Below are 23,856 nucleotides of genomic sequence, written 5' to 3' on the forward strand. Positions count from 1 at the left end.
GACTAAAAATGGCAGAAAAACAAACAGCGGGACGAGACTTGTTAGGAGAATTCGCGCCAAAATTTGCTGAGCTTAATGATGATGTCTTATTCGGTGAAGTTTGGTCAAGAGAGAAAGAACTATCTCCACGTGATCGCAGCATGATTACCGTTTCTGCGTTAATCGCTGGTGGAAACTTTGAACAATTGACTCCTCATCTTCAAAAAGCGAAGGCAAATGGATTAACGAAAGAGGAAATTGCGGAAATCATTACGCATCTTTCGTTTTATGCAGGATGGCCTAAAGCTTGGTCAGCCTTTAATATCGCAAAAGAAATCTATAAAGATTAAAAGAAAGCAGGGATTTAATATGGCAAACAAAGAATTAAGCAATAGCACAATCTTTCCATTGGGAGAAAAAGTGAAAGCGAACTTTATCGGGAATGCATACTTACAAATGGTGTTTACCGATGCGACGCCGCTTAATGCACCAATCGGGAATGTAACCTTTGCTCCAGGAGCTCGCAATAATTGGCACTCTCATAAAATTGGGCAAGTTTTATTAGTGACTAGTGGTGAGGGTTGGTATCAAGAAGAAGGAAAACCAGCACAATTACTCAAAACAGGGGATGTGGTGAATATTCCGCCATATGTAAAACATTGGCATGGTGCGACAAAGGACAGTTGGTTTGTGCACATAGCAATGACGCCGGGAGAAACAGATTGGTTAGAACCAGTCGATGATGAATGGTTCAATAAATTATAAAACGAACGCATCGAATCAATTGATTCGATGCGTTATTCCTTGTTATATAAAAGTGGGAGTATCGAGTTTTAATACTTCAGTGTTTACTTATGACTTCTAAATTAATCTCAATTAACTTTTTACTATTTATTGCCCATTCTTCTATCAAATGTTTTCCATACTTCCGTCACTTGTATGAATATTTTCCCCGTTTTTTTCTCAATGCTTAGCATTGCCAACAAGTATTCTTTTCAAATCATTTCTGGGTTGGCGTTCTTCCACATCTTATGTCCGAATTAGAAGCGATGAAAAATGAATATGGCCTGGAGTTGGAACTTCGACTAAAGTCTCAGTAATATGAACAAATAATATCGGTATTCGCTCTCCGTAAGTCAGGTGTGAAAACGGCTAGTGACATCTTTGCATCCACATTTTTAATCAAGCTTTATTCCAAACTAACCGTTTTGAAAATAGTTAAACTGTTTATAAAAAAAGATGAAAAGAAATATCTTATTTTCAAAAAAAAAAGATTTTGGTTTTTCTACTTTCACTATCTGTTTACCTATTAGTTTATTAGAAAAGAGCAAATTTCCTGTTATCAATAAATAGGGGGTGCCCTCAAAGAATTAAAGATTGTTAATTCATAGATTTTATTATTTCACTTGTTGTTCGTATTTTACCTATTCTAGGAAAGATAAAGTTTTTTACATGATCGTGCTCCGCTTGTGAAAATCCTGTCATAGCATCAATGCTAAATATTAGATTATAACCATGCATAAATGCTTCTCGAGCTGTAGTATCTACACCAAGCCCTGTTGCTATCCCACATAGTACAATAGTATCTATTCCACGGCGACGCAATTGCAAATCTAAGTCAGTTCCGTAAAAAGCTCCCCATTGTTTTTTTGTTATAATGTGATCTGTTTCAGAAACGTTTAGTTTAGGAACAAACTCATCCCAATTGCTGGGCATATTTAATGAAGGTGGAACAGTATCAAGTTTAGGTTGAGGAATATCTTTCATGTCCTTACTTGAAACATGAACTAAAGAGACAAAAGCATCTGCCTTGCGAAAAGTTTCTGCTAGAGCAGCAGAATTATCTATAACTTGTTCAGCAGAATAAGGGGCATACTGATTTCCAATCCATTTTTGTAAGTCAATTACAACCAAAGCAGTTTTTTTAGGATTAATAAGGTTTTCCACATTTACACACTCCCATATATCTAGTAATAATTTTGTATTTTTGTTAGCAAACAACCGGTTACTTGACTCATTGTTTATTATTTTGTACTATAAGTCATAAAGTGTCAAGGGAAGTGTTTTCAAGAATGAATATTACCAAAAAAAATATTGTAAAATCAGCTACAAAACTATTTAAGGAGCAAGGCTACCTTTCTATATCCGTACAAGATATTGCAAATGATTGCGGTATAGCAAAAGGATCTATCTATAAGTACTTTTCATCAAAAGAGAGTTTATTTAGTGAGGTCTTTGATCAATGTCAAAACATGTACTTTGTTGGAATAAAAGAAATAAATTTGCAAAAGGGGTTATCATTAAGAGAAAAGTTTTTACAACAAATTGTATTTCGGTTTCAATATTTTACTGAATACAAGTACATTTTAGTTGAATTTACCGAACTTCCTATACAGCAGAACGAAAAATTTAAACCGTTGCGCCAAAGAGTAAGAGCTAGATTAATCTCTTGGCATAAGGAATGCTTGGAAAGTTTATATGGGGATAAAATTAAACCCTATTTATATGACTTAATATTTATATACCGAGCAATATTAAAAGAATATTTGTTCTGGATTATATATGAAGACAACTTGTTATCTATGGAGGAAACAGCAGCGTTTATTTTAGCCAAGATGGATATATTAGTTGAAAATACAATTCGAGGGCATTCTAATTCTATTATAAATCGATCAGCCTATGAACATTATATTAATGGAGAAAATACTGTAAATAAAGAGCAACTAATAGATAAAATTATTGGCGAAGCTGAGAAGATTATAAGTAAACAACTGTATGGAAAATCTTATCAAGAAGAGCTATATGAACTTATAACCATTTTAAAAACAGAAATCGAAAAAGAAAAGCATAGCGAAGCGCTTATCTGTGCGGTTTTGTCTTATTTAGAAAAAGAAGTAGAACTAAAAAGTATTATCATTCAACTTAAAAACATACTTTTGATTAACGAACGGGGCCTGAGTTAAAGAAGAATCTTAAAATGACCAAACTTTTTTATAAAGAAGTTAATTCCTCACATTAAATAAGAGAATGTTTTGATCAATCTTTTTTCAAAACATTCTCTTTCTATTTGCAATTATATTGAGATTTTTTGCTTTAATTTGATCAGACTTTATTCCAAATCTACAGTAGCCATAGCATGAAAAAACATACGTAAACCCTTTACCTCTGTAACCAGGTCGAATGACGTAAATAATCGACTCCTTTTTTCCCTAAATATCCTCGCGGACTGCTATCACTTTGTTACCCTTTCCCCCAGTCTCTCATAAGCATGATAGTTGGTTCTAATGTAAGGCCGAACTCAGTTAACAAATATTCTACCTTTTGCGGAACTTGTCTATTGATTTCCCTCTGAACTACTCCATCCTAAAAAATTATTCTTTTCTATTTCCCTGATAACTTATAGGGTTGCTTCCACAACATCGGGAGGGTTTCGTACAAGCTGAATATTAATCAAACGCCTCTCCCCTATCAATGCTGAGAATTTGCGGAAAGCTCATTCATTACTAGAGACTAGCAAATCTATTGGAAAAATAGTCGTAAAAAATTTTTAATGTAATCAAGCTAACACTTTTTTTAAAATAAATGGCTTCCATTTTTTAGAGGCCACTCAAGCGTAATAACCGAGTGAAAAGAAAAAACTTCGTGAATACAAACTGCCCTGTTCATCCTTACATAATCAAAGTTGGCTATTTTAGTATCTAAATATCCTTATTAATATTAATGAATAGACCAGTTATTTGAAGAACTCACTTTTGAGAATACTCATCCGTTAAAGATAAACATACTTTCCATCTCTAAAACGATCTAGTCTTAAAATACCTTCCTCGGCATAACCCATTTTTTTATAGGATTTAATGGCCTTTTCCTTATCGACTTCTACTCAAAGCCAAATCTTGTTAAGTTTTACTACTTAAACCACCAGACAAGCATTTTGTTCATTGCAGATAATCCATATCCTTTCCCCCAGTATTTTTTTCACCTATTGCTATTCCTAATTCAGCCTGATTAATTGATGTATCAATGTTCTTTAAATCAATCCACCCTATATGTTCATAAATAAACCTAAAGAAATCCTGTAAATCCCACTAAGAGTATGAAAGGGCAAATCTAATCCTAACTCTTTCCTTAGCATTTCTGCAGCTTGAGGAGAAGCATCATTTCCTGCCATCATTTGATAAACAGCATCCCAAGGCAAAAAATAATTAATGGAAAAGACAAGAAATAAAGAACTGAAAATCAAATAAACATTGACGCCACACGATACTGATTTATCTCATGTCAAATTTTCACCTTTCTTCTTTATGTGGTGGCAAGATTGAATCGTGCTCCATAAGTTGATTCACGACATCTCCTGGTAAATTTTCATGTAGCGACATCATTCCTAAAAATGTGCTAGTGGATCCTATATAAGAAATCATACGGAAAAGAAAATGTTTCATACCCATTCACCGCCTTATTATTCATTTACTGTTTTAATGGTATTTTACTGAATCGATTAATCGGAACCGGTAAACCTAAGTTACCTCTTAATGTGCATGATGATATTCTTCGGGATAAATTCCTCTCTAATTAAAAAAAAATGGTTAACCACACTAGATGATGTGCCAAACAAGATCCCGTCTCATTTTGCTACTGCTCCTGCTGATTCATAAGCTTCGTTTATCTCCACTTCTAATACTTCACCAAATACATCTAGGTGAACATTTTCTGGCACTCTTTCTTCCGCCACATCAGAAAATCTGTGTATAGCAGTTATTTCTAAGATATCCTTGTTATCCATCATCTTTTGGATAACAAAGAAATAATGCCTAAACATTCATTCGAAAGGCGTCCTAGGAATAACTTTGTCCGCATTTCTTCTGTCTGTTTCAGTTGCTGCTCACCTTATTATTAATGAGGATAGGCATCTATTCTATCTTTCTTCCGTACTTGGTAAGGTAGTTGGCAGGACAATTAACATTTTTGGAGCAAGTAAAACTCCATATTCCCATTTAAAAATCTCTCAGAAAATGCAGACGTTCTACTTTAGTTAGAGAATGCCTTTAAACTTTTGAATCTGTAAAAGGCGGTGTTCCTAATATATCTGCATCAAATCGGTCTGGAATTAGCACTTTATACATAAGTACTCCAAGATCCCCATCATTTTCATGTTGAAAATATTCTTTGTAGCCCTTTCGTTTATACATTTCGAGAAGCCAAGGATGTTTTTCTTCCAGAAGTTCCAAGTGTATAAGCATTTACTCCTATAAATCTTCCAATCTATATTTTATTTTTTCGTAACTCCTTCTTTAAGGTTTCGTATTAATATGTAAGCTATAGTCCCACCAACACCATGAATAATCAACCCAAATTTCACTTGTTTCGTTTGAACAATTTCATCCCCTTCCTATAGTATTCATATAAGTTTAATCGGTTTTTACTTAATAAGATTTCCCATTTCTTGATTTATAGCATATATTATGATCTTATGCGAAGGCCTTCTTTAAAAAATCTATACCAATTTGTACAACTGCTTCATATTGATTGTCCTGTCTTTCAATTTCAACCACTGGGACATATCGAATTCTATATTTAGCTTCCAATACATCTCTGAAACTATCATTTTCCGTTACATCAATCGTTTTAAATGGTATTTCATTTTTATTTCTTTTATTCCGATAGGATTAGTATAGATCATCATGCTTAAATTGTATAATTTGTATTTTTAAAGTTACGCTTTAATAATCCTAAAGGTTCTTATTTATATTAATCCTGTATAGACTTCTCAAATCCACTTTTTCGATTTTCAGTTGCCGAAATGATATCTCATGAAAGAAAAATACAAACAGGATCTAAACACATTTTTTATATTATTTTAGATAAAAAGGTTGATAAGCTTACTTCCAAAAATTCTACCCTTTGATAGAGTATTCAATTTCAACTACTTCAAAACTAACTTTATTTTCATTTCCTTTCAATAAGCAGAGAATGGATCCTAAAGACTTTGAAGGACATAGCTTACGAAATAGACTTTCCAAAACTTAGGTATTTTTTATTTATTTACTTTACTAGCAGAATTTACTTATCTTACATGATATAATCCTTATGAGCAATCGTTTACATTCAATAAGGAGAAGATTCAGAAAAATAATTCTTTTGAGGAGCCGATGAAAGATGATTATTGATAATACATCTTTAATAACCAAAGAACAAACGGTTTTTAACCATTCGGGGAATAAAATTAAATTAATAGACAGAGAGATTGATATTGTCACCCGTTTAGAAGAGCCTCTCGTTCTACTTTTAGGGAATGTCCTAAGTAACGAGGAATGTGACGAACTCATACAACTATCCAAAGATAAAATGCAACGATCGAAAATTGGCGCTGCACGTGAAGTAAACAACATTAGAACGAGCAGTGGCATGTTTTTTGAAGAAAGCGTAAACGAACTTGTACATCAAATTGAAAAGAGAATTTCTGATATAATGGGTCCATCCATTGAGCACGCTGAAGGCCTTCATATTTTAAAATACTTACCTGGACAAGAATATAAAGCACATCACGATTATTTCGCTTCTAGCAGCAAAGCATCTAAAAATAATCGCATTAGTACATTAATTATGTACTTAAATGATGTCGAAGAAGGTGGAGAAACTTATTTTCCTAATTTGCATTTTTCCGTATCTCCAATAAAAGGAATGGCCGTATACTTTGAATATTTTTATATGAATACTGAACTTAATGAGCTTACCCTTCACGGTGGATCCCCTGTTGTTAAAGGAGAGAAATGGGTCGCTACTCAGTGGATGCGTAAACAAAAAGTTCGATAAAAAAGGTCAGCACAAAGACTGAACCTACTAGTTACAAGGTAAGCGTAAAAAAGCAGTAATGGCTCCAAAGGACTTTGCGGGACATAGCTTGCAAAGTGGACTTTCCAAAAGTGCGGCCTTGATGGAGATGACAGATAATTGACGGGATACAAAACAAGAGAAATTGAGGTCCATTATTCATTTATCTTATATTTTGTATTTGGTTCTGTATTGCTCTATTTCATTGCAACTTCTATTGTTTTTCATCAATACAGGTATAAACAACACCGTTTGAAATTTTATCATTTAGGGTTATTTTTAGGGATTTTAGCCACCTTTTTTATTATTAATTTGATAATAATGGTCCCAAACATTGTCATAATGGGGGGATTAACCCTGTTTTTTATCATCTATGCTAAATTAACAACCACTTAAATAAATACCGGAAGTTTTAAATGATGTAAATCCCTAAGATTCTCAATGTTTAATATGTTTACTATTGCCTAAACTAAAAATTAAAACAATACCTTCACTAGACTTACTATGCTATACTTAAAGCAACCTTTTTTAAGTTTAAACTATTTCACTTTACTTGTATTATCGCCCTACTCATATGTTGAGTAGGGTTTTTACCTTTAAACCTCACATTGGAGTTAATTTGTACTCTTCTGTTTTTACTTTCTTCCATATTTATTTAGCAAAAAATGAAAGAAAATAAAAAAACCAGATTCTAATGAAAGAATCTGGTTTTAGATGTTTGGTTAATTTATTATTAAGCTTTTTGAACGTTAGCAGCTTGTGCGCCACGAGCACCTTGCTCAAGCTCAAAAGTTACTTTTTGACCTTCGTCTAATGATTTAAAGCCTTCACTTTGGATTGCAGAGAAGTGTACGAATACGTCGTCTCCATTTTCACGCTCGATAAATCCGAAACCTTTTTCTGCATTAAACCATTTAACTGAACCTTTTTCCATTTTGGTTGCCTCCTAGTGCATTACGCACACAATGTATTCCTATCCTTGCCCAAAGTGATCATCAAGACGAAAAATCAAACTTTATCCTATCCTTTACACCGAACAAAAATATTTCCTTCTTTACCTTAACAGAAACTGGAAAGAGATGCAACCTATTAATTTCTTTCTCACCTTACAGTTGAAAAACGGAGATACTAGCCGTCTTATCTGATCGATCTTTTATGAACTTACATCTTCTTTAAGCCTTTGAAACATAGTATCTGAACAATATTTAAGATGGATCTAGTCGAAGCCGTATGAAAGTCTAATATTCAAAAAGTTATCGTTTGCTTTTTTTAACAAAAATTACTTAAAGTCAACTTACCCATAAACGGCGTTATGGAATTCAGCTATCCTTTAAATAACTACAGGGAATCTTTATGGAAACGTCTGCCTATCAACACTCTTGATTATTTTTCTTTATGCTCTAAAACATGTCTATCGTTCAATTTTTGGATATCCCGATTATTTGAATCATAATATTGGTTAAATTCTTCAATTTGTATTTTAGAAACTTCAATAGGGGTAGACATGACATACCACTCTACATTTTCATTTAACGGAGGTGTTGTTAATGATCCTAAATAATGATAGTAGCTATTGTTTTCAGGTAACATGGATTTCAAATTAATAGGGCTTACAGAAGTATTCTTTTTGCCTTTTTGAATATTACTTAGAATATCGCCAAATATTTTATTCTCTGTACCTTCTTTAAAAAATACTCCAATGACCGCAATACGCCCATCTTGTGAACTATTCACAAAGTGTGCTTCGATTGGATAATGTACACCATTTATCGTATGTTCACTTTGTGCGTGAAAATGAACTTGGATAAACTCGAAGTGCCTTCCGTCAATCATAGCTGGGCCGCTTCCTCCTACTTGAATACTGTGACCATTATCTTCAATATAAGAAATCTTAGAACCATATTTCAAATCAAGGTTTCCATCATCAATCATTTTTTCTGTTCTAGACAGGTCAATATCGATTGGAGATTGCATATCCCCTGATTCAAAATCCCAATCTTTTTGATCTGAGTAATCTAAATGTTCTTCATTTTTTACTTCTGTTGCTGATACGGTATTTATTTTACTTCCAGTATCAATACTAGCTTTTTCTTTCACACAAGCGGATGTTCCTAGAAACGTCATAAGAACTAGCATTCCTAATAATACTCTCTTTTGCATTCTGGTAATCTCCCTTTTTTATTCGGGTATAAACTTCTAAACATTTCAAATATATAATTATTAAACACTTAATTACAGTAATTTGGAATTATATTTCATAATATCCATAATATTGTTGCTTATTAATATTAGGAAATTATACTTGTAAAATTTTTAAAATTCTACATAAGATTTTAAAAAAATATGCGATCCTGTTTTCTTCTATAATTACAAACTTATTTACTTTTTATCAGCTTCATTGAATCAATTTTTTTTAAGCTGGAAGTGAACTTAATAGTATTTTTATATATTAGTAACTATTTTCATTTAGAGTCAGATTAATTTTAAGTGTTATAAAAATCACTTCTATCAATGTTAGGAGTCTATTTAAGATCTACTTTAATAAGTAGCAACTTACTATTAAACATAATATTCGTATAAAATGTTCTTATAATAAATTCATGAATTCTTAGTGAATTTATTATAAGAACATTTTAGCGTATAAGAATTTTAGCAAATGTGAGCAAACCCTAATACATCTATACAATCCCCATCATTATTTTTTTATCTAATAGCAAATTTGATAGTAAATAACTTTTTCCACTAAGATAGTTTACTGAATGGGCAATCTATAGAGCAGCTTTGTTGGGGATAACTCTGATATTTTCATCATAAAACAGACAAGATATAAACAAAGAAATGGTCTATTCGTATTCCTTTACACATGGATTAGTTCTGATAAACTAGGTTTTCCTATTTTCATTAAAGATATGGCGGCAATCATTCTCGTATCTTCATTTTCATTCTTTAAAAGCAAAGCTAAGTCAGGAGCTACGTCCATAGTATTTTCTCCAATTACTCCTAATATCACTGAAGCAATATTACGTAAAGGTTCGTCTTCTTCCTTTATAGGTTTAACTAGAATAGGAATGCCAGACTTAGCTGTTTTTTAAATTCCAGACTGCATGAAAAACCGTTAACTTAACATTGATTTTTAATTTGTTCATTGCTTGTGACACAAAGTAAAAAGGGGCCGCTATTTTATTAACGTCCCCTTTTTACAGGGTAAGCATATACAATAAACCGATCCGGAGCATCTCCTATATATCGAAATGGATAGCAAGTGGACAAAACTAAGGTTTCATTCGGCACAGTGAAGCCAATAATGGTTGTATCATCCGCATGTACGATTTTTGTATATTTTATTTCATATTCGTATTTTCCATATGGCAATTCTATCATCACATGATCACCAAGTTTTATTTCTCCAAAACGCCGGAACACCGTATCCCGATGTCCAGATAAAAGAATTTGATCATTTTCTCCCGGGAAAGCGCTAGTAGAATAATGCCCTACTCCTTTTTCCAAATCCTCTGAATCCGTACCTTCTATTATTGGAAGCTCAACGGAAATGTTGGGAATTACCAACTTTCCAAAGACTTCACTTTTCTGTGGTTTAAATTCCATCTTTTTTATTGGAGTCTGTTCCATCATTTGATTTGCTTTCTCTGCTGATTGACTTTGTTCTCTTTTTTGATTCCATATTCCCATGCCACTAATAACTACCAAAGAAACCCCAATCAACAGAATAAAGAAACCTATAAATTTTCTCATTATCGCCCTCTTATTATAGTGATTTTAATAACTCTTAGATTTCTTTCTTTTCTTAAAAAATAGCATACTAATACCAATCATCATGATACCAGCAACCAGGTAGTTATACATATTTGTTGATGTATTGGGCAGCTTTTCTCCCTTACTCGACCTATCATGATGGCTGTCTTCATCAATTCCACCATCATTGCTGCTTCCGCTATTACCATGTTGATTAGTGCCGGTCTGTCCATTCTCCATTGTTTTTTCGTTATCTTCTTTACTGTTTTTGCCGTTGTCATCATGTTTATCTTGTTTATTATCCTGAGAACTAACTTTCACAGGGGGAACTAGTTTTTGACGGCCTTCTACTGTTGCTTCAACTTTTTTCCCTTCAGCAGACAGCTTTTCAATATAGTTTGCAAACATATCTGAATCTGTTCCATCATTTCTAAGGAGCTTATTTTTTGCAAAAGCGCTAAAGCCGTCGCCGCCTGCTGTCAGAAATTCATTCATAGCTACTTTATAGGTTTTGTTCATATCTATTTTTGTTTTTCCATCTTCTAAAAAAACATCCTGCACACAATATTTATTTGGACAATCCTTCTCTTTGCTTCCATCCACATATGTGTAGGTAAAACCGGAGATCTGCAGGAACATAATATGCTCTGGATTTTGCCATTGCTGATTTAATCCATCTTTAATCTGCTGGCCCGTCAACTCTACAAGCTGAATATAGTTGTTAAACGGCTGTACATTGTAAGCAGATCCCCAAGTAAGAATATGCTCTCCCTTATCATTTGTGATGGGAATCAACGCTTGCCGAATCCCACCAGAATTTGTGATCGCAAAATCTGCGCCTTGTGTCATAAATCGCTGTGCATCGGTTACTAAATTGCCTAGGGCATTTTCACCTTCTTCTGGTTTCGCTTTGCCGATTGGTTCACCGCTGACCGCTTGCCCAATTGGCTCCTCTTCCGCTTTAACCGTCACTTTTTTCGCTTCATCGACAACTGCTTGTATTTCTGGATCAGGTTTTACATCACGCGTATTAGGAACCACTTCTGCTTTAATCGAATTTTTAACAAAATCTTTTGTCCCTGTATCAAGCTCTGTTCGAACATCTCCGAACGCTTTTGCATAATTATAATCCTGAATGATGACTTTTCCATCTACTATGCCATCAGCAAATTGATGGCTGTGCGCCGCAAAGATAATATCTACTTCATCGTCTATCTTCTTCGCTAAGTCTGCCATAATACCTGTCGTTTCTCCATTGCTTGTGGCAGCACCCTCATGGGCCATTACTACAATTGCTTTTACTCCTTGTTCCTCTAACTCTTTAGTATACTTATTAATCGTTTCTGCTTCGTCAAGGAAATGAAACGGTTTTGTACTTGTTGGAATAACGGATGTCTTTGTTTCGGTTGTAACGATCCCGATAAAACCAACCTTCACACCACCAATATCCTTTACAGTAAATGGATCAAAAATAGGCTTCCCTGAGTCTTTATCCACAACATTCGCAGCTATGTACTTAAAATCATGATCAATCCCGTTATATGTATAATCCATTCCTTCCGTAAATTTTGCTACCTTTGGATGAACAGATGAACCGCTGATAAGACGTTTAAATTCTGGTATCCCTTCATCAAATTCATGATTTCCAAGAGTTCCTAGTTTAAAACCCATTTTATTTATTGCTTTCATCGTTGGTTCGTCTTGAAGCAAAGAGGATATAGATGGGCTTGCACCCACTGCATCTCCTACATGTAAACGGAGGGTATAAGATTTTTTCCCCACATTTTGTGCCTGTGCTTCCATTTCTTTTTGATGTTCATTTAAATGTGTGGCTAAATAAGCAGCGCCTCCCACCTCTTTTCCATCTAATGTACTTGAGGTATCAAGGTTTCCATGAAAATCATTGATTGACAGCATCTGAAAATCAATCGTTTCTGCTTGTTGTTTAGGTGAAGATTCCTCTGCATGAACAGAAGTAAAAGTAAGCGGAAAAGCTATGAAACTAGTAAGAATTGTTTTTTTCCACAAAATAGTTCCCCTCCAATAATGTTTTTTTCTGTATATTGCCTTTCAAGCATTTGTATGGTTATCCTCCTTTCTTAAAGGTTACTACCTAATTAGTAACCTTATTACAGATTACTTTGATTTGGTTTAATTTGTCAACAAAAAATTAGAAAATTCTAATAACAAAGAATAAATATACGACCGGATGAAGTGATGGTATTCTCTCTGAATAAGAACCGCTCTCTTAAATTGAAATTGGCTTGGCTTTCCTTTTGATTAAAAATATGGGAAGATAGGGTAGATAAACGCAGCAGGCAGGTGAAAAGAAATGTTGGAAAAATTCGGGTTTTCCCAATATGAAAACAAAGTTTATGAAGTTCTTGTTTCAATCGAAGAACCAATGGATGCTACGAAACTCGTTAAATATTCCGGTGTTCCGAAAGCAAAAATATATGAAGTGATATCACGTATGATTGAAAAGGGCATGATATTGAGCTCCGTTTCGGAAAAGAAAAAGCTATATACTGCTTTACAGCTGCCGCTTGCAATCGAAAAATTAACAGCTGAGTTTCAAGCAAATATTAAACAATTAAAAAATAATACATTAAAAAAATCATTTTCTGATGATCGCGTTTGGAGTTTAAAAGTAGATTCATCGATTCGTGCACAAAGCAAACAACTAATCCAAAATGCCAAAACCTCTATTCGAATTTCTGCCTGGAAGGATGATGTTCGAGAATATTTGCCCTTGCTAAAGGAAAAAGAAGAAAATGGGCTAGATGTTGAAATCCTGGTAGTAGGAGATATGGAGACTAGCTTATCAAAGGTACATACGCTTATACCAGCACAAGAACATGTTGTATTAGAGAGATTTCGATTAATCATTATAGACGATCAAGAAGCTATGTTTGCCGGAATGGAAAATGATTCATGGCAAGCATTGAAAACCATGTCCAAACCATTTGTAAAATTTTTCACAGAATTCTTTTACCATGACGTTGCTTTAGCCAAAATTAATGAAAAACACTATGATTTATTGATGAGTGATAGCGAAATAAAAACCATCCTGATGCAGCTTCGTTATTAATCACTCCCTCTCCTTCTGTACATTTAGTCAGTTAAGTAACTAAATACAGAAGGAGAACTAACTAGCTTCTATGCGTGTTTGTATTGAATTTACTAATGTTCTATCGATAGGATTATTATAACCCAATGAAAATGAAGAATTTAAAAAGTAAATAATGGTTTATTTCCCCTTTTAATTATTTATTGGCTTTAAGATAAAGATCCATGTTAGAACAGCAGCGAATGAATAAAGGAAAGCCATTGTACTAAAAGAATAGGAAGTGCTTTAATACCAATCTTTTGATAAAGAAATAATTAAAACCATGACAATTACACCTACCACTGCTCAATTTGTCTATTAGCTAAGTTTCATATATAATTTCATCTTGAAATTTGGAATATTAGCTTCTCTTATCTTTGAAGACCAATAAGATAATCCGACTCTTCGCCCGATAATCATTCCAGTGACAACATTTCCCACATGGTTAAAATGGCTGCACCTAAAGCTAGCCATAATAAAAACCTTCTTTCCCTTAATGATGTTGCATATCATAAAGTAATAAGTATAGAGACAAAATCGAAGTATATCATTCCCCCAGTTTCATTCCAATTAGTTGTTGCCGTATGTTGATTTTTCTTGTCAGTTTGAAAAGTGTTCAATAATCAAAAAAGGATGTGTGGCGACTAAATGGATTTAAATACTTTTATCAGAATATTTCAAGGATTTTTAAATGAAAGTAAGCAAAAGGGATGGATGGTCGAGATTCTTATAGAAGAGTTCGGAAATTATCTCGCATCCATAAAAAATAGAGAAGGAATGGAAGTGCAATTCTTTATGGAGTTGGACTTAGAAAATGCTGTACAGCTTAGTGGTCCAACTCACCAAAGTAAACTAAATTATGGAGTTATAAGGCGGGAAGGAGAAGGAGAATTATTTGCGAAAGAAGTATTGGGTGCATTTCACCAGTTTTGGGCAAAACATTCATCGAAACGAAAATCATTCATTTTTTTGTATAAACCATAAAATATTACCATAATTACCTCCTTTCTACTCAGCTTGTGCTTTGTATACTAAGAAAAGAATTTCCTATTTCAGCATCTCTTTTCCTATTCCTTTAAACTGATAGCCTTGCATTACACCTACTCCACTTATTATGCCAGTGATCACACCATCTGATATAATACGTCCCATACCGACTAATTGATTGTTATCAAAAGCATATATTGCATGCCAACTTTGATTGCACATTTTCTTTAAATCATCGGCTTCCAAGCTAAGAGAATTCCAACCCTGAGATTCATACAACGCTGATAATTGATTAAAATTTTCAGGTGGCTTTACCGAATAATATATGTTTTCCACCTAATCACCCCTTACTATTGGTTCCTAAAGCTTAACAGTATGTATTATATAAGAAAATATCTTCTATCCTCACTTAAAAAAAAGGATATACATTTGACTATCCAATAGAATAAAAACACACAAATTTTTCAACGAATGAATAATAGAAAATTAGATTTTTTAGATTTCCCTTGATGAGCTATGTAACTCGTTAAACAGCAAAAATGGATAGTGACCGCACATGTGTTTAATATGCGCGGTCACTATCCTTTGGATTTTAGGTGGGCTAGTTCAAAGTTTATAAACTATTCTGGCCGTAACAAATGTAAAACGTTTGTTTACCAGATGAACAATCCAACAACCATTGCACTTAACAGGGAAACAGCCATTCCACTTACTAGCAGCTTCCAAACATTTTTCCCTATTATGTTCGCCTTTTTTTCATCCACTACGGAATTGATGGTTCCATAAACCATTCCAACCGTACTGAAATTAGCAAATGACGTTAAAAAAGTCACCGCAACCGCTACTGTATGAGGCGCCAAGCTGTGAAGGGAATTCTTTAAGTCCAGCATTGCAACAAACTCATTCGTCGCAAGCTTTATGCCCATTAATTGTGCAACATACATCGCGTCATGTCCAGATAAACCAAGCAGGTATGCAAATGGACTAAATACAAAGGAGAAAATTTTCTGAATGGTCAATCCCTCCATAAAGAATCCTAAAATTCCATTTAAACCAGCAGTAAGTGCAACATAGCCGATAACCATTGCCGCTATAACAATAACCATCTTCATCCCAACGATCATACTGTTAGAAATAGTGGAAAAGAAATCGGAACGTTGTTCTTTATTCGGGACATACACGATGTCGTCTTCTTTGCTAACGTCAACAGGGTTTAACATATTAGCTATTAATAAAGCGTTCAAACAGTTTAAAGGAATTGCAGCAAAGACAAAAGTAGCTGGAACCATTGATAAATAAGCACCGATGATAGACCCGCTGATACTGCTCATACTCATAATTCCAAAAGTCAGCAGGCGCTGCTGACTTAAGACGCTAAGCTGCTGGCGTAGTACTGCAAGTGCTTCTGTGTTGCCTAAAAACATCATTTGGATAGAAAAGAAGCTCTCCAGCTTTGGCAAGCCTGACACTTTTGCGATAACCCAGCCTACTTTGTCTATGATCCAGGTTAATATACCGAAGTACATCAAAATATCAAAGAACGTAACGATGAAAATAATAGGCATCAAGGCACTAAAAAAGAAATCGATCTGTTCATTTGCCATTGCTGATGGGAAGACAAAGGAAATCCCCTCATTTGCACAGGATATAAGCCAAGTAAAAAAAGACGCGATTTGATTGATTATCCAAATACCTATTTTTGTTGATAACATGAACCATGTAATAAGGAACTCTACTCCTAATAAAACCATGATAAATTTCCATTTCACCTTTCTTTTATGTGGTGAACATAGATAAACAAGACCAAGCACAACTAATAATCCAATTGCATTCATTAAAATATACAATCTTCATACCTCCTCTAATACATTATTTCCATAAAAGGCAAAAAAAAGCTCTTATTTTTCGTACTTTCAGCAAAACGCTAGAAAGCATGGAAAAATAAGAGCTTGTATGAAATAACTTCTGGCACATTCAGTAGTAGTTTTTTATAAATGAATAGAACACAGATTTTTTCAATTCTTTTTTTGCATACTTCCTTGTAGTCCTGCATTTAAAGGCTGCTGGGTAGAAACTATCAGACCATACACACACTGATATTATACAAGGTAATTCATTTTTTCAGGAATAGTACAAGTATAACGATATCTTATAGTTTCGCAACCATTTCAGAAAATGTTGTAATTATATTACTTATATTAATTTTGTGACAATTACATTATTCTACATTTTTCTAATTTTCAGACTGCTTTCTTTTATTCTTTTCTCTACTAACTAAATAATCTATCCCCCATACTTTATGCATTGTCACTTTGCCTATTTAGCTTTCGGGAAAATTAGTTGAAAAAATTGATATTTTCTTTTTTGCAGATTCTAACTGGGTTATTTATAAATTTTTGTTTACTTTTATTACTTTTTATCCCACTCTTAACGGGCAGTAAGACCCCCACCTCAAGATGCCAAGAAATCAAGGAAGCTAGGTGGGGGATAACTGTCCCTATAGGTCCGATAAGTGCAACTAACCATCAGTGGGGGATGAGAAAAAACCCCCACTGATGGAAGTTTACTTTATAGCATCCACTATTCAACTAATTAATTGTTTTATGAATAAAAAATTTTTAACACACACCTAATAAAAGATGTTACAATACTTATCGGTAACGCAAACAATTTTAAAATTTTCAAATCAAAGATCCACTTGAATAGATTGACAGAAAATTTTCAACTTAACGAATGTAGGTGTGAATAGTAAATATGTCTTGGGAGATTTTTAACATCATTGGTACAATTGCTTTTGCATTAAGTGGAGCGATTATTGCATCTGAAGAAGATTATGACTTAATCGGTTATTATGCTTTGGGCTTCATTACAGCATTTGGAGGAGGAGCGTTGCGCAATTTGCTTATTGGCGCACCTGGAACAACCCTTTGGAGCCAAGGAAAGCTATTTTTCATTACTTTTTTCATTATTACTTTAATTTATCTACTTCCCATTCATAAACTAACGAAGTGGAAACATTGGGAACTTTCATTTGGCTTATTAGATGCCATCGGATTAGCTGCTTTTGCCATTCAGGGTTCATTATTTGCAAAGGAACTAAATCTTCCTTCAAGTGCCATCATTACATCGGCTCTATTAACAGGAGTAGGTGGAGGAATAATCAGAGATGCATTATCCAAAAGACAGCCATTTGTTTTTAAATATGACTTATATGCTCTTTGGACCATTTTGACCGGTATTATTATTAGTAGCAATTTGGCTGGAACTGAGGTAGAACTATATATATTATTTCTTTTAATCGTTTCATTAAGAATACTTTCCTTAATATATGGATGGCATATCCCTCGACCCAAAAAACAAATGATTAAAAATTAGCTTTCAAAAGTCGGACATTACATCCGACTTTTTTTTATATTTGCCTATGTAAAAAACCATTAAGACAAGTTGAGAAGATCCACTTACTAGTCCTATTTTCTTTCTTCGATTTTCGAGCAATATTAGTTTGGATTAATTTTATAGTTTCTCAATATATTAATTCTCTAAGTATTATATGAATAATTAATTTTTCAATAAAAGAGAATAGATAATTCCATCCTCCTATTTTCCAGTTGTTTAGTTAACATCCTATATAGTGTTTTCCTTGTTTTATCAACAACAGGTTTCCAGCTAATAGGATAATTCTCAAAAGAATTTATAGACATTATTATCTATCCTTTTTCACACAATAATAGGATTGTATCGTGTCTTACATGAAACTACTGTTATTTAAAATTGATTCGATTTAAAATTTTTGCTTTTTTATAATGAAATAAAGATTTAGATAGTTCAAATATAGTTCCGTTTATTAAGGATACACTATTTTCAATAATTAATGCTGGATCCAGCGGATTAATATGAAGCAATTCCGCATTTTCTTCATCGATTTTTTCGCAGTTTATTACTTTATCAGCAAAACCAATGTTGAGGTTTAAGTCCAATTTTCCTTCTCTAATTTCGCATTCTAAATGCTCAGCTATCTCTTTATATTTTACAGCCCTATTATCTCCCTAATATTTGTTATGAATTTCACCTGCTTCTATTATATACAAAACCTCTTGATAAAAATCAAGAGGTTTTCCTTTTACTTAAAGCTCTTCCCCTCTCGTTTCAATAATTTGCTTATACCAATGAAACGACAGTTTTTTCTTAAGGTTTAAATTATCTTGATGATCTACAAATATAAATCCATATTGCTTTTTGAATCCATTTAGCCAGCTTAATAAATCAATGACAGACCATGCATAATACCCTTTTTCATGAATTCCTTCTTCTATTGCTCGCTTAACTACTTTTAAATGCGCTTCAATATACTTAATACGCGGAACATCTACAATTTCTCCATCTATAACCGGATCTTCATCGCCAAGACCATTTTCTGTTACATACATTTTAATATCACCGTAGCGCTCTTTTAACATATGCAACCCATCTAAAAATACTTGCGGTGAAATTTCCCACCCCCATTTCGTATATGTTTTATCTTCCATTTTCACGGTTCGATAATAGCCATCAAAAAAAGACGGGTTTCCGGGTGCTAGAGTAGAAGACTCTCTTGAATGTTCCTCGGAGGAAAGGGAGTCTTTATTTTTTTCCACTCGAATGGGCTGATAATAATTTAACCCAATAAAATCATTTTTTTCGGCATTTCTTTTTAACGTTTCTAGTTCTTCCTTTGTCCAACTTGGTGTCCAGCCCCTATTCGTTTGTTCAAAGAAAGTACAAATAATAATATTGAATATGATAATATTAGTATGTGCAAATTTCACGAGAGAAAAAGAGTCGAAGCGAAGGAGTATAAACATATTCAATATGCCAGCATAGTTGGCATGAATATTACCTATATTTAAATTAAAATTCAGCCTTCCTAAATTTAGTCAAAAGATGTTTCTATTGAAAAGAGTTCTACTACAGATGATTCTCGATTTATAAAAAGCAATGTAAAAAATGGTTCTAATTAAAGTGAACTATAAAAATAATGGAAGTTGATAATTGTTTAAAAGAAATTGACATGTACAAGTTATATTTTTCTATGATTCTAATAATGTATATAACAATGCCTTTCACTAATGGTATGGCAGCTTTAAAAGAAAGTATAAAATAGCCCCAAAGGAAAAATCTGTTATTTTCTTTTCATTAGGAGGACCGCATTCCGAATGCAAGAAACACTAAAAAATTGGAGCAAAGGATTTTATAGTAAAACTATATTTCTATCATTTCGTTCCAATAGTAAATGAACTGATAAAGGACAATAAAAGACATGATTATTAAATTATTAAATCACCCTTCATATTTTCGCTACAGTTTTTTCATCCTTTTGATTGCAAGTATCTTATTAAATAGTTTTATTCATTCAGATAAAAGCTATTTTTTTATCTTATTTATTATTTCCGTCATTTTTTTAGGCATCGGTTATTTTGACAAACCTGCATGGTTTTTAATCTTTTTTACCGTTTTAGTGGTTGCATGTCGATTTTTTCTCATTCCAGAAAAAGAAGATAACGTATTTACTTTTACCATTTATTTAGTTACTTACCTTTTAATCACCTTTATTTCTGTTGCTTTAATGAAAAATTTTCAAACAGTAAAAAAAGATAATTTAGACTTGATCACAGCTCTAGCCAATGCTTTAGATTCCAGAGATGCTTATACATTGCATCATTCTCAAAATGTAGCAAGATTTGCTGTTGAGATAGCTAAAAGCATGAATTTATCTAAAGACTTATGCAATATCATTCATATTGGTGGATTGCTGCACGATATTGGAAAAATTGGTATTTCTGAATATATTTTGTCTAAACCTGGTAAATTAACGGATGAAGAATTTGAGTTGATTAAGTCCCATCCAAAGATTGGGTATGATATCATAAAGCACGTGGAAAGTTTTCATAAAAACGGGGTTTTAGATATTATTCTCTATCACCATGAACGGTATGATGGGACAGGTTATCCGAGAGGTTTAAAAGGGAATCAAATACCACTAGTATCACGAATAGTGGCTATTGCCGATACATTTGATGCCTTGACTTCCAAACGTGTTTATAGAAAAGAACTTCATTTAGAGTATGCTCTAAATGAAATTCTTAAAAATAAAGGAACTCAATTCGATCCTGAAATTGTTGACGTATTTCTAAGATTATTCAATAAAAATAAATAAAAAATCAACTACACAAAAACACTCACAGATTTGAACTGCACCCCAATTGTTAGACATACAGCTAACAATTGGAGGTGCGTTTTAAAATACTACATAATTTCTCTGCATTAATCTTTTTCTTCTTTCTGGATCTCCTCGTAGTTTATTATTTCATAATGTAGGAAAAACAATTAATCTTTTTCAATTGGAACATTCACCGTAAATGGCTCTAATTCTTTTATTTCAATAAAACTTGAAAAGTTAAATCGAAGTATCGTATTTTCCAGTTGAAAGTTTTCTATTTTCTCTTCTCCATTAAGATGGAAAACGGATTGAAAATGAGCTGTTTTGTCATCTAGTAATGTTACTTTATTTCGGGAAACAGAATGATTTTCTGGGTAAATTTTATTCCTATATTTTTTATCTACCAATGTAAATTCATAAGCCAAGTTATTTTTTAGAATTCCCGATTTATGTTTACTTAACTTATCAGGAAGCCCGATAAATTGATAATCAAGAATCAATTTATCACCTTCTTTACTTACATGATTCACTTTAATCTCCATATCCGTTCGTTTACTTTTCATTGTAAAAGTATTCGTATCTAATAATTGCTCTACATTTGGATCGGAAATAGATAGCATCGGATAGAAAGTAAGAGAAGAAATATCTGAATGTAACTTACTCATCAACATTCTCACTGTTTTATGATAACCATCCTGTTCTTTTGATTCAGATAGTATCGTATCATTGCCAAAATAATAAATATTGCCTTTATCATCAACCGCTTTTTGTAGACGAATGTGATCGTTTTTATATTCCGTTTCTCTTTCCATTATTAAGGATGAAGATGCTTTCGCGATAATAATTTCTTTTATACCAATCTGCATCTTCTCATCTGGATAACTTTTCGTCTGCTTGAATGACATTTTATTATATTTTTCTTGTGTAATTAGTATATTAAAATTCCAATCGCCTTTAATACCATTAATATAATGAATGGATATTGGAAGTGTAAACTTTTCTTTAATCTCCTTATATGGGTATTCCATTTGCCATTGAAAATTATATCCTTTTCCTTTTTTCCTAATGTCCGTACTTTTTCCATTTAACCATGGATCGTTATCTCCCTTATTGTTTTCGAAATTAACATCAAAACTTACTTCCCCTTCTTTGTGTCCCTTTCCCAAGTCCCCATTAACATATCCTGTAATAGAAACAACATTCCCATCAAAGTAGGCACTTGTTAACTTAACTGTTAAACCATTCTTTGTTATTGATTGGTTTAATTCCGTAACCATGTGCTGCTTGGCTAAAGATAATCCCATTGAATCTCCAAACTCTTGGAAAATTTGTCCGATAAAAGGTGCTTTTGCCAATACTCTATTCATACTTGGATTAATAAGTCCAGAAGTGAAAGTTGCCCCAAGTAAAATCACAGCAGAGGTTGTACTTATCAGAATTCTCTTTTTAGTGGAATTAGAATTAGTTTTGAGTGCTAGTTTTAACCCATTATCCATTGCATTAAAAACTTTATCCTTTGGTACATTTATTTTTTCAATTGCAGCTTTTAATCCCTTTTCATCCATTGATTTGTTCCTCCCTCTGATAGTATTTTTTTAGAGCTTCCTTCCCTCTACTTAAATAAGTTTTTACCGTCCCTTCTGGTATTTCCATCGTATTACTAATTGTTTTAATGGAATAATCATGGTAGTAGAATAAAATGATTACCGTTCTATAATGTTCCTTCAGCTGGCCAATGACATTTAATAGATGGATCGATTCCTCATAATTGGGGTTGCCCTCCGATATTAAATTTCTCAGCATTTCCTCTGTTAGCGGAACAACCTTATCCCTCTTTTTTAATAGTTGACCTGCACAACGGATCACTATCTTTGTGAACCAAGTCAAAAAGTACTCTGGATTTTTTAATGAATGGATCGAAATATATGCTTGATAAGTTGCTTCTTGGACGACATCTAAAGCATCTTCTTCTGTATGTACATATAAAAATGCAGTTCGATAGATTCGTTCGTAGTGCTGCTTAATTAAGATTTCAAAAGCTTTTTTATTTCCCTTAATCGCTTTTTTAATCATCCTATCATTCTCCATGTTCATCTCTATTCAACCTCCTTCAATCTATTAGTGGGATATAACACCTGATAAAGTTTCAAGAATTAAAACTTTTTCAAAATCAAATTAACTTAGCTTCTAAAACCTTACACATTCTATATTCTGTAAACTACTACTATAAAACGATAGAAATAAAATTATATCACCTTCATTTGACCAACCTTCCCATTTTAAAAACAACAGCATTTTTTCGATTGAAGTATTTTGTTAACTTAATTACGATGTGTTAGGATCCGATTCATGTAATATAATATAGAAGAACCATTTATTATCAAAACATATTAAGAAAGGATGGAAAAATGAAATTCAATCACCTTAACCTAACTGTTACTGATATCATGGCAGCTCGAAATTTTTTAGAAAAATATTTCGGTCTAACGTGCAAGGCAAGCCGTGGAAACGGATTTGCTGTAATGTTTGATGATGATGGTTTTGTATTAACATTAATGAGGGAGAGCGAAGTTCAATATCCCAAAATGTTTCACATTGGATTTATACAGAAAAATGAAGAAGCAGTGGACAAAATAAATCAACTCTTGAAAGCGGATGGGTTTGATGTACAGCCTCCTCAACAGATACATGGCTATACTTTTTATGTTGAGGCACCTGGTGGGTTTACAGTCGAAGTACTCTGCTAACAGAAAGGAAATTATCAAGCGAAGGTATAAGCAATGATCGAATTATAAGGAAATTCATCAAGTTTTTATTTATTTTTGGAATTCTTGTCGGGATGATTTCCTATATAGGGCGAAAATTGATAATAGTTGCTATCTATTTTACCCGCATCCTGAATACACTTCGCTTTCCGCGAGCGGACACTAAGCCGCTTCTTCTCTTTACTCCTGCAGGGTCTTTCATCTGTCTCGCTTTTCCCACAAGAGTTTACGTGTATTTT

General features: G+C 33.2%; 22 protein-coding genes, 6 pseudogenes and 1 riboswitch. Of the genes and pseudogenes, 11 read left to right on the plus strand and 17 right to left on the minus strand.

Features of this window, described 5'->3' with window-relative positions; translation table 11 throughout:
• Positions 1-8 precede the first annotated feature (8 nt).
• Together ACTYBU_RS20620 and ACTYBU_RS20625 are read left to right on the plus strand one after the other, a co-directional pair.
• Positions 9-329, plus strand: coding sequence for a carboxymuconolactone decarboxylase family protein (locus ACTYBU_RS20620; protein ID WP_445492667.1), 321 nt, complete (start codon positions 9-11; stop codon positions 327-329).
• A 19-nt stretch (positions 330-348) separates the two neighbouring features.
• A complete protein-coding gene (locus ACTYBU_RS20625; protein WP_445492669.1) occupies positions 349-744 on the plus strand; it encodes a cupin domain-containing protein in 396 nt (131 codons plus the stop codon).
• A gap of 615 nt (positions 745-1,359) precedes the next feature.
• On the opposite strand, the gene ACTYBU_RS20630 is transcribed toward ACTYBU_RS20625, so the two are convergent.
• The gene (locus ACTYBU_RS20630) at positions 1,360-1,926 is read right to left on the minus strand and encodes an isochorismatase family protein (protein WP_445492671.1); all 567 of its coding nucleotides are present in this window, start codon (positions 1,924-1,926) and stop codon (positions 1,360-1,362) included.
• Between the two features lie 125 nt (positions 1,927-2,051).
• Between ACTYBU_RS20630 and ACTYBU_RS20635 the strand changes: the two genes are divergently transcribed.
• The gene (locus ACTYBU_RS20635; protein ID WP_445492673.1) at positions 2,052-2,942 is read left to right on the plus strand and encodes a TetR/AcrR family transcriptional regulator; all 891 of its coding nucleotides are present in this window, start codon (positions 2,052-2,054) and stop codon (positions 2,940-2,942) included.
• Positions 2,943-3,219: 277 nt separating this feature from the next.
• On the opposite strand, the pseudogene ACTYBU_RS20640 reads toward ACTYBU_RS20635, so the two are convergent.
• Positions 3,220-3,342, minus strand: a pseudogene (locus tag ACTYBU_RS20640) (winged helix-turn-helix transcriptional regulator); the annotation flags it as partial.
• Between the two features lie 95 nt (positions 3,343-3,437).
• On the opposite strand from ACTYBU_RS20640, the pseudogene ACTYBU_RS20645 reads away from it, so the two are divergent.
• Positions 3,438-3,530, plus strand: a pseudogene (locus ACTYBU_RS20645) (zinc-binding dehydrogenase); the annotation flags it as partial.
• A gap of 491 nt (positions 3,531-4,021) precedes the next feature.
• Here the strand turns inward: ACTYBU_RS20645 and ACTYBU_RS20650 are convergent.
• The 4 genes from ACTYBU_RS20650 to ACTYBU_RS20665 form a co-directional block, all read right to left on the minus strand.
• A complete protein-coding gene (locus ACTYBU_RS20650; RefSeq protein WP_445492674.1) occupies positions 4,022-4,219 on the minus strand; it encodes a hypothetical protein in 198 nt (65 codons plus the stop codon).
• 381 nt (positions 4,220-4,600) lie between these two features.
• Positions 4,601-4,795, minus strand: coding sequence for a hypothetical protein (locus ACTYBU_RS20655; protein ID WP_445492676.1), 195 nt, complete (start codon positions 4,793-4,795; stop codon positions 4,601-4,603).
• Between the two features lie 226 nt (positions 4,796-5,021).
• A complete protein-coding gene (locus ACTYBU_RS20660; protein WP_445492678.1) occupies positions 5,022-5,165 on the minus strand; it encodes a hypothetical protein in 144 nt (47 codons plus the stop codon).
• Between the two features lie 279 nt (positions 5,166-5,444).
• Positions 5,445-5,612: a hypothetical protein gene (locus ACTYBU_RS20665; protein WP_445492738.1), complete on the minus strand. Its 168-nt coding sequence runs from the start codon at positions 5,610-5,612 to the stop codon at positions 5,445-5,447.
• Positions 5,613-6,132: 520 nt separating this feature from the next.
• On the opposite strand from ACTYBU_RS20665, the gene ACTYBU_RS20670 reads away from it, so the two are divergent.
• The gene (locus ACTYBU_RS20670; protein WP_445492679.1) at positions 6,133-6,789 is read left to right on the plus strand and encodes a 2OG-Fe(II) oxygenase; all 657 of its coding nucleotides are present in this window, start codon (positions 6,133-6,135) and stop codon (positions 6,787-6,789) included.
• Between the two features lie 165 nt (positions 6,790-6,954).
• A pseudogene (locus tag ACTYBU_RS20675) lies at positions 6,955-7,203 on the plus strand (low temperature requirement protein A); the annotation flags it as partial.
• 337 nt (positions 7,204-7,540) lie between these two features.
• On the opposite strand, the gene ACTYBU_RS20680 reads toward ACTYBU_RS20675, so the two are convergent.
• The 5 genes from ACTYBU_RS20680 to ACTYBU_RS20700 form a co-directional block, all read right to left on the minus strand.
• Positions 7,541-7,741, minus strand: coding sequence for a cold-shock protein (locus ACTYBU_RS20680; protein WP_445492681.1), 201 nt, complete (start codon positions 7,739-7,741; stop codon positions 7,541-7,543).
• 449 nt (positions 7,742-8,190) lie between these two features.
• Positions 8,191-8,967, minus strand: a complete 777-nt coding sequence (locus ACTYBU_RS20685; RefSeq protein ID WP_445492682.1) for a carbonic anhydrase — start codon at positions 8,965-8,967, stop codon at positions 8,191-8,193.
• Positions 8,968-9,664: 697 nt separating this feature from the next.
• Entirely contained in the window at positions 9,665-9,817 is a 153-nt protein-coding gene (locus tag ACTYBU_RS20690) for a hypothetical protein (protein WP_445492683.1), read from the minus strand.
• A 173-nt stretch (positions 9,818-9,990) separates the two neighbouring features.
• On the minus strand, positions 9,991-10,560 hold the full coding sequence (locus tag ACTYBU_RS20695; protein ID WP_445492684.1) for a class D sortase: 570 nt from the start codon (positions 10,558-10,560) through the stop codon (positions 9,991-9,993).
• A gap of 24 nt (positions 10,561-10,584) precedes the next feature.
• A complete protein-coding gene (locus ACTYBU_RS20700; protein ID WP_445492686.1) occupies positions 10,585-12,588 on the minus strand; it encodes a bifunctional metallophosphatase/5'-nucleotidase in 2,004 nt (667 codons plus the stop codon).
• A 304-nt stretch (positions 12,589-12,892) separates the two neighbouring features.
• Between ACTYBU_RS20700 and ACTYBU_RS20705 the strand changes: the two genes are divergently transcribed.
• Both ACTYBU_RS20705 and ACTYBU_RS20710 read left to right on the plus strand, forming a co-directional pair.
• Positions 12,893-13,651, plus strand: coding sequence for a TrmB family transcriptional regulator (locus tag ACTYBU_RS20705; protein WP_445492688.1), 759 nt, complete (start codon positions 12,893-12,895; stop codon positions 13,649-13,651).
• A 666-nt stretch (positions 13,652-14,317) separates the two neighbouring features.
• On the plus strand, positions 14,318-14,653 hold the full coding sequence (locus ACTYBU_RS20710) for a hypothetical protein (RefSeq protein WP_445492690.1): 336 nt from the start codon (positions 14,318-14,320) through the stop codon (positions 14,651-14,653).
• 66 nt (positions 14,654-14,719) lie between these two features.
• On the opposite strand, the pseudogene ACTYBU_RS20715 reads toward ACTYBU_RS20710, so the two are convergent.
• Both ACTYBU_RS20715 and ACTYBU_RS20720 read right to left on the minus strand, forming a co-directional pair.
• Positions 14,720-14,992, minus strand: a pseudogene (locus tag ACTYBU_RS20715) (GNAT family N-acetyltransferase); the annotation flags it as partial.
• Positions 14,993-15,309: 317 nt separating this feature from the next.
• Positions 15,310-16,503 carry a nucleoside transporter C-terminal domain-containing protein gene (locus ACTYBU_RS20720; protein ID WP_445492691.1) on the minus strand — a complete coding sequence of 398 codons (1,194 nt, stop codon included), beginning with the start codon at positions 16,501-16,503 and terminating at the stop codon, positions 15,310-15,312.
• A 175-nt stretch (positions 16,504-16,678) separates the two neighbouring features.
• A riboswitch (purine riboswitch) is annotated at positions 16,679-16,783 on the minus strand.
• Positions 16,784-17,410: 627 nt separating this feature from the next.
• Here ACTYBU_RS20720 and ACTYBU_RS20725 point away from each other — a divergent pair.
• On the plus strand, positions 17,411-18,031 hold the full coding sequence (locus ACTYBU_RS20725) for a trimeric intracellular cation channel family protein (protein ID WP_445492693.1): 621 nt from the start codon (positions 17,411-17,413) through the stop codon (positions 18,029-18,031).
• A 386-nt stretch (positions 18,032-18,417) separates the two neighbouring features.
• On the opposite strand, the pseudogene ACTYBU_RS20730 reads toward ACTYBU_RS20725, so the two are convergent.
• Together ACTYBU_RS20730 and ACTYBU_RS20735 are read right to left on the minus strand one after the other, a co-directional pair.
• Positions 18,418-18,630: pseudogene (locus ACTYBU_RS20730) on the minus strand (UTRA domain-containing protein); the annotation flags it as partial.
• A gap of 150 nt (positions 18,631-18,780) precedes the next feature.
• Positions 18,781-19,392 (minus strand): annotated as a pseudogene (locus tag ACTYBU_RS20735) (family 1 glycosylhydrolase); the annotation flags it as partial.
• Positions 19,393-19,952: 560 nt separating this feature from the next.
• Here ACTYBU_RS20735 and ACTYBU_RS20740 point away from each other — a divergent pair.
• Positions 19,953-20,849 (plus strand): HD-GYP domain-containing protein, encoded by an 897-nt coding sequence (locus tag ACTYBU_RS20740; protein ID WP_445492695.1) that lies wholly within the window; start codon positions 19,953-19,955, stop codon positions 20,847-20,849.
• Between the two features lie 170 nt (positions 20,850-21,019).
• Here the strand turns inward: ACTYBU_RS20740 and ACTYBU_RS20745 are convergent, their stop codons facing one another.
• Together ACTYBU_RS20745 and ACTYBU_RS20750 are read right to left on the minus strand one after the other, a co-directional pair.
• Positions 21,020-22,417, minus strand: coding sequence for a DUF4179 domain-containing protein (locus tag ACTYBU_RS20745; RefSeq protein ID WP_445492697.1), 1,398 nt, complete (start codon positions 22,415-22,417; stop codon positions 21,020-21,022).
• Positions 22,410-22,946, minus strand: coding sequence for a sigma-70 family RNA polymerase sigma factor (locus tag ACTYBU_RS20750; RefSeq protein ID WP_445492698.1), 537 nt, complete (start codon positions 22,944-22,946; stop codon positions 22,410-22,412). The genes ACTYBU_RS20745 and ACTYBU_RS20750 overlap by 8 nt, the downstream gene beginning before the upstream one ends.
• A gap of 314 nt (positions 22,947-23,260) precedes the next feature.
• Here ACTYBU_RS20750 and ACTYBU_RS20755 point away from each other — a divergent pair, with 314 nt between their 5' ends.
• Positions 23,261-23,599, plus strand: a complete 339-nt coding sequence (locus tag ACTYBU_RS20755; protein WP_445492700.1) for a VOC family protein — start codon at positions 23,261-23,263, stop codon at positions 23,597-23,599.
• Positions 23,600-23,856: the final 257 nt, after the last annotated feature.

Source organism: Niallia sp. 03133, assembly GCF_052663225.1.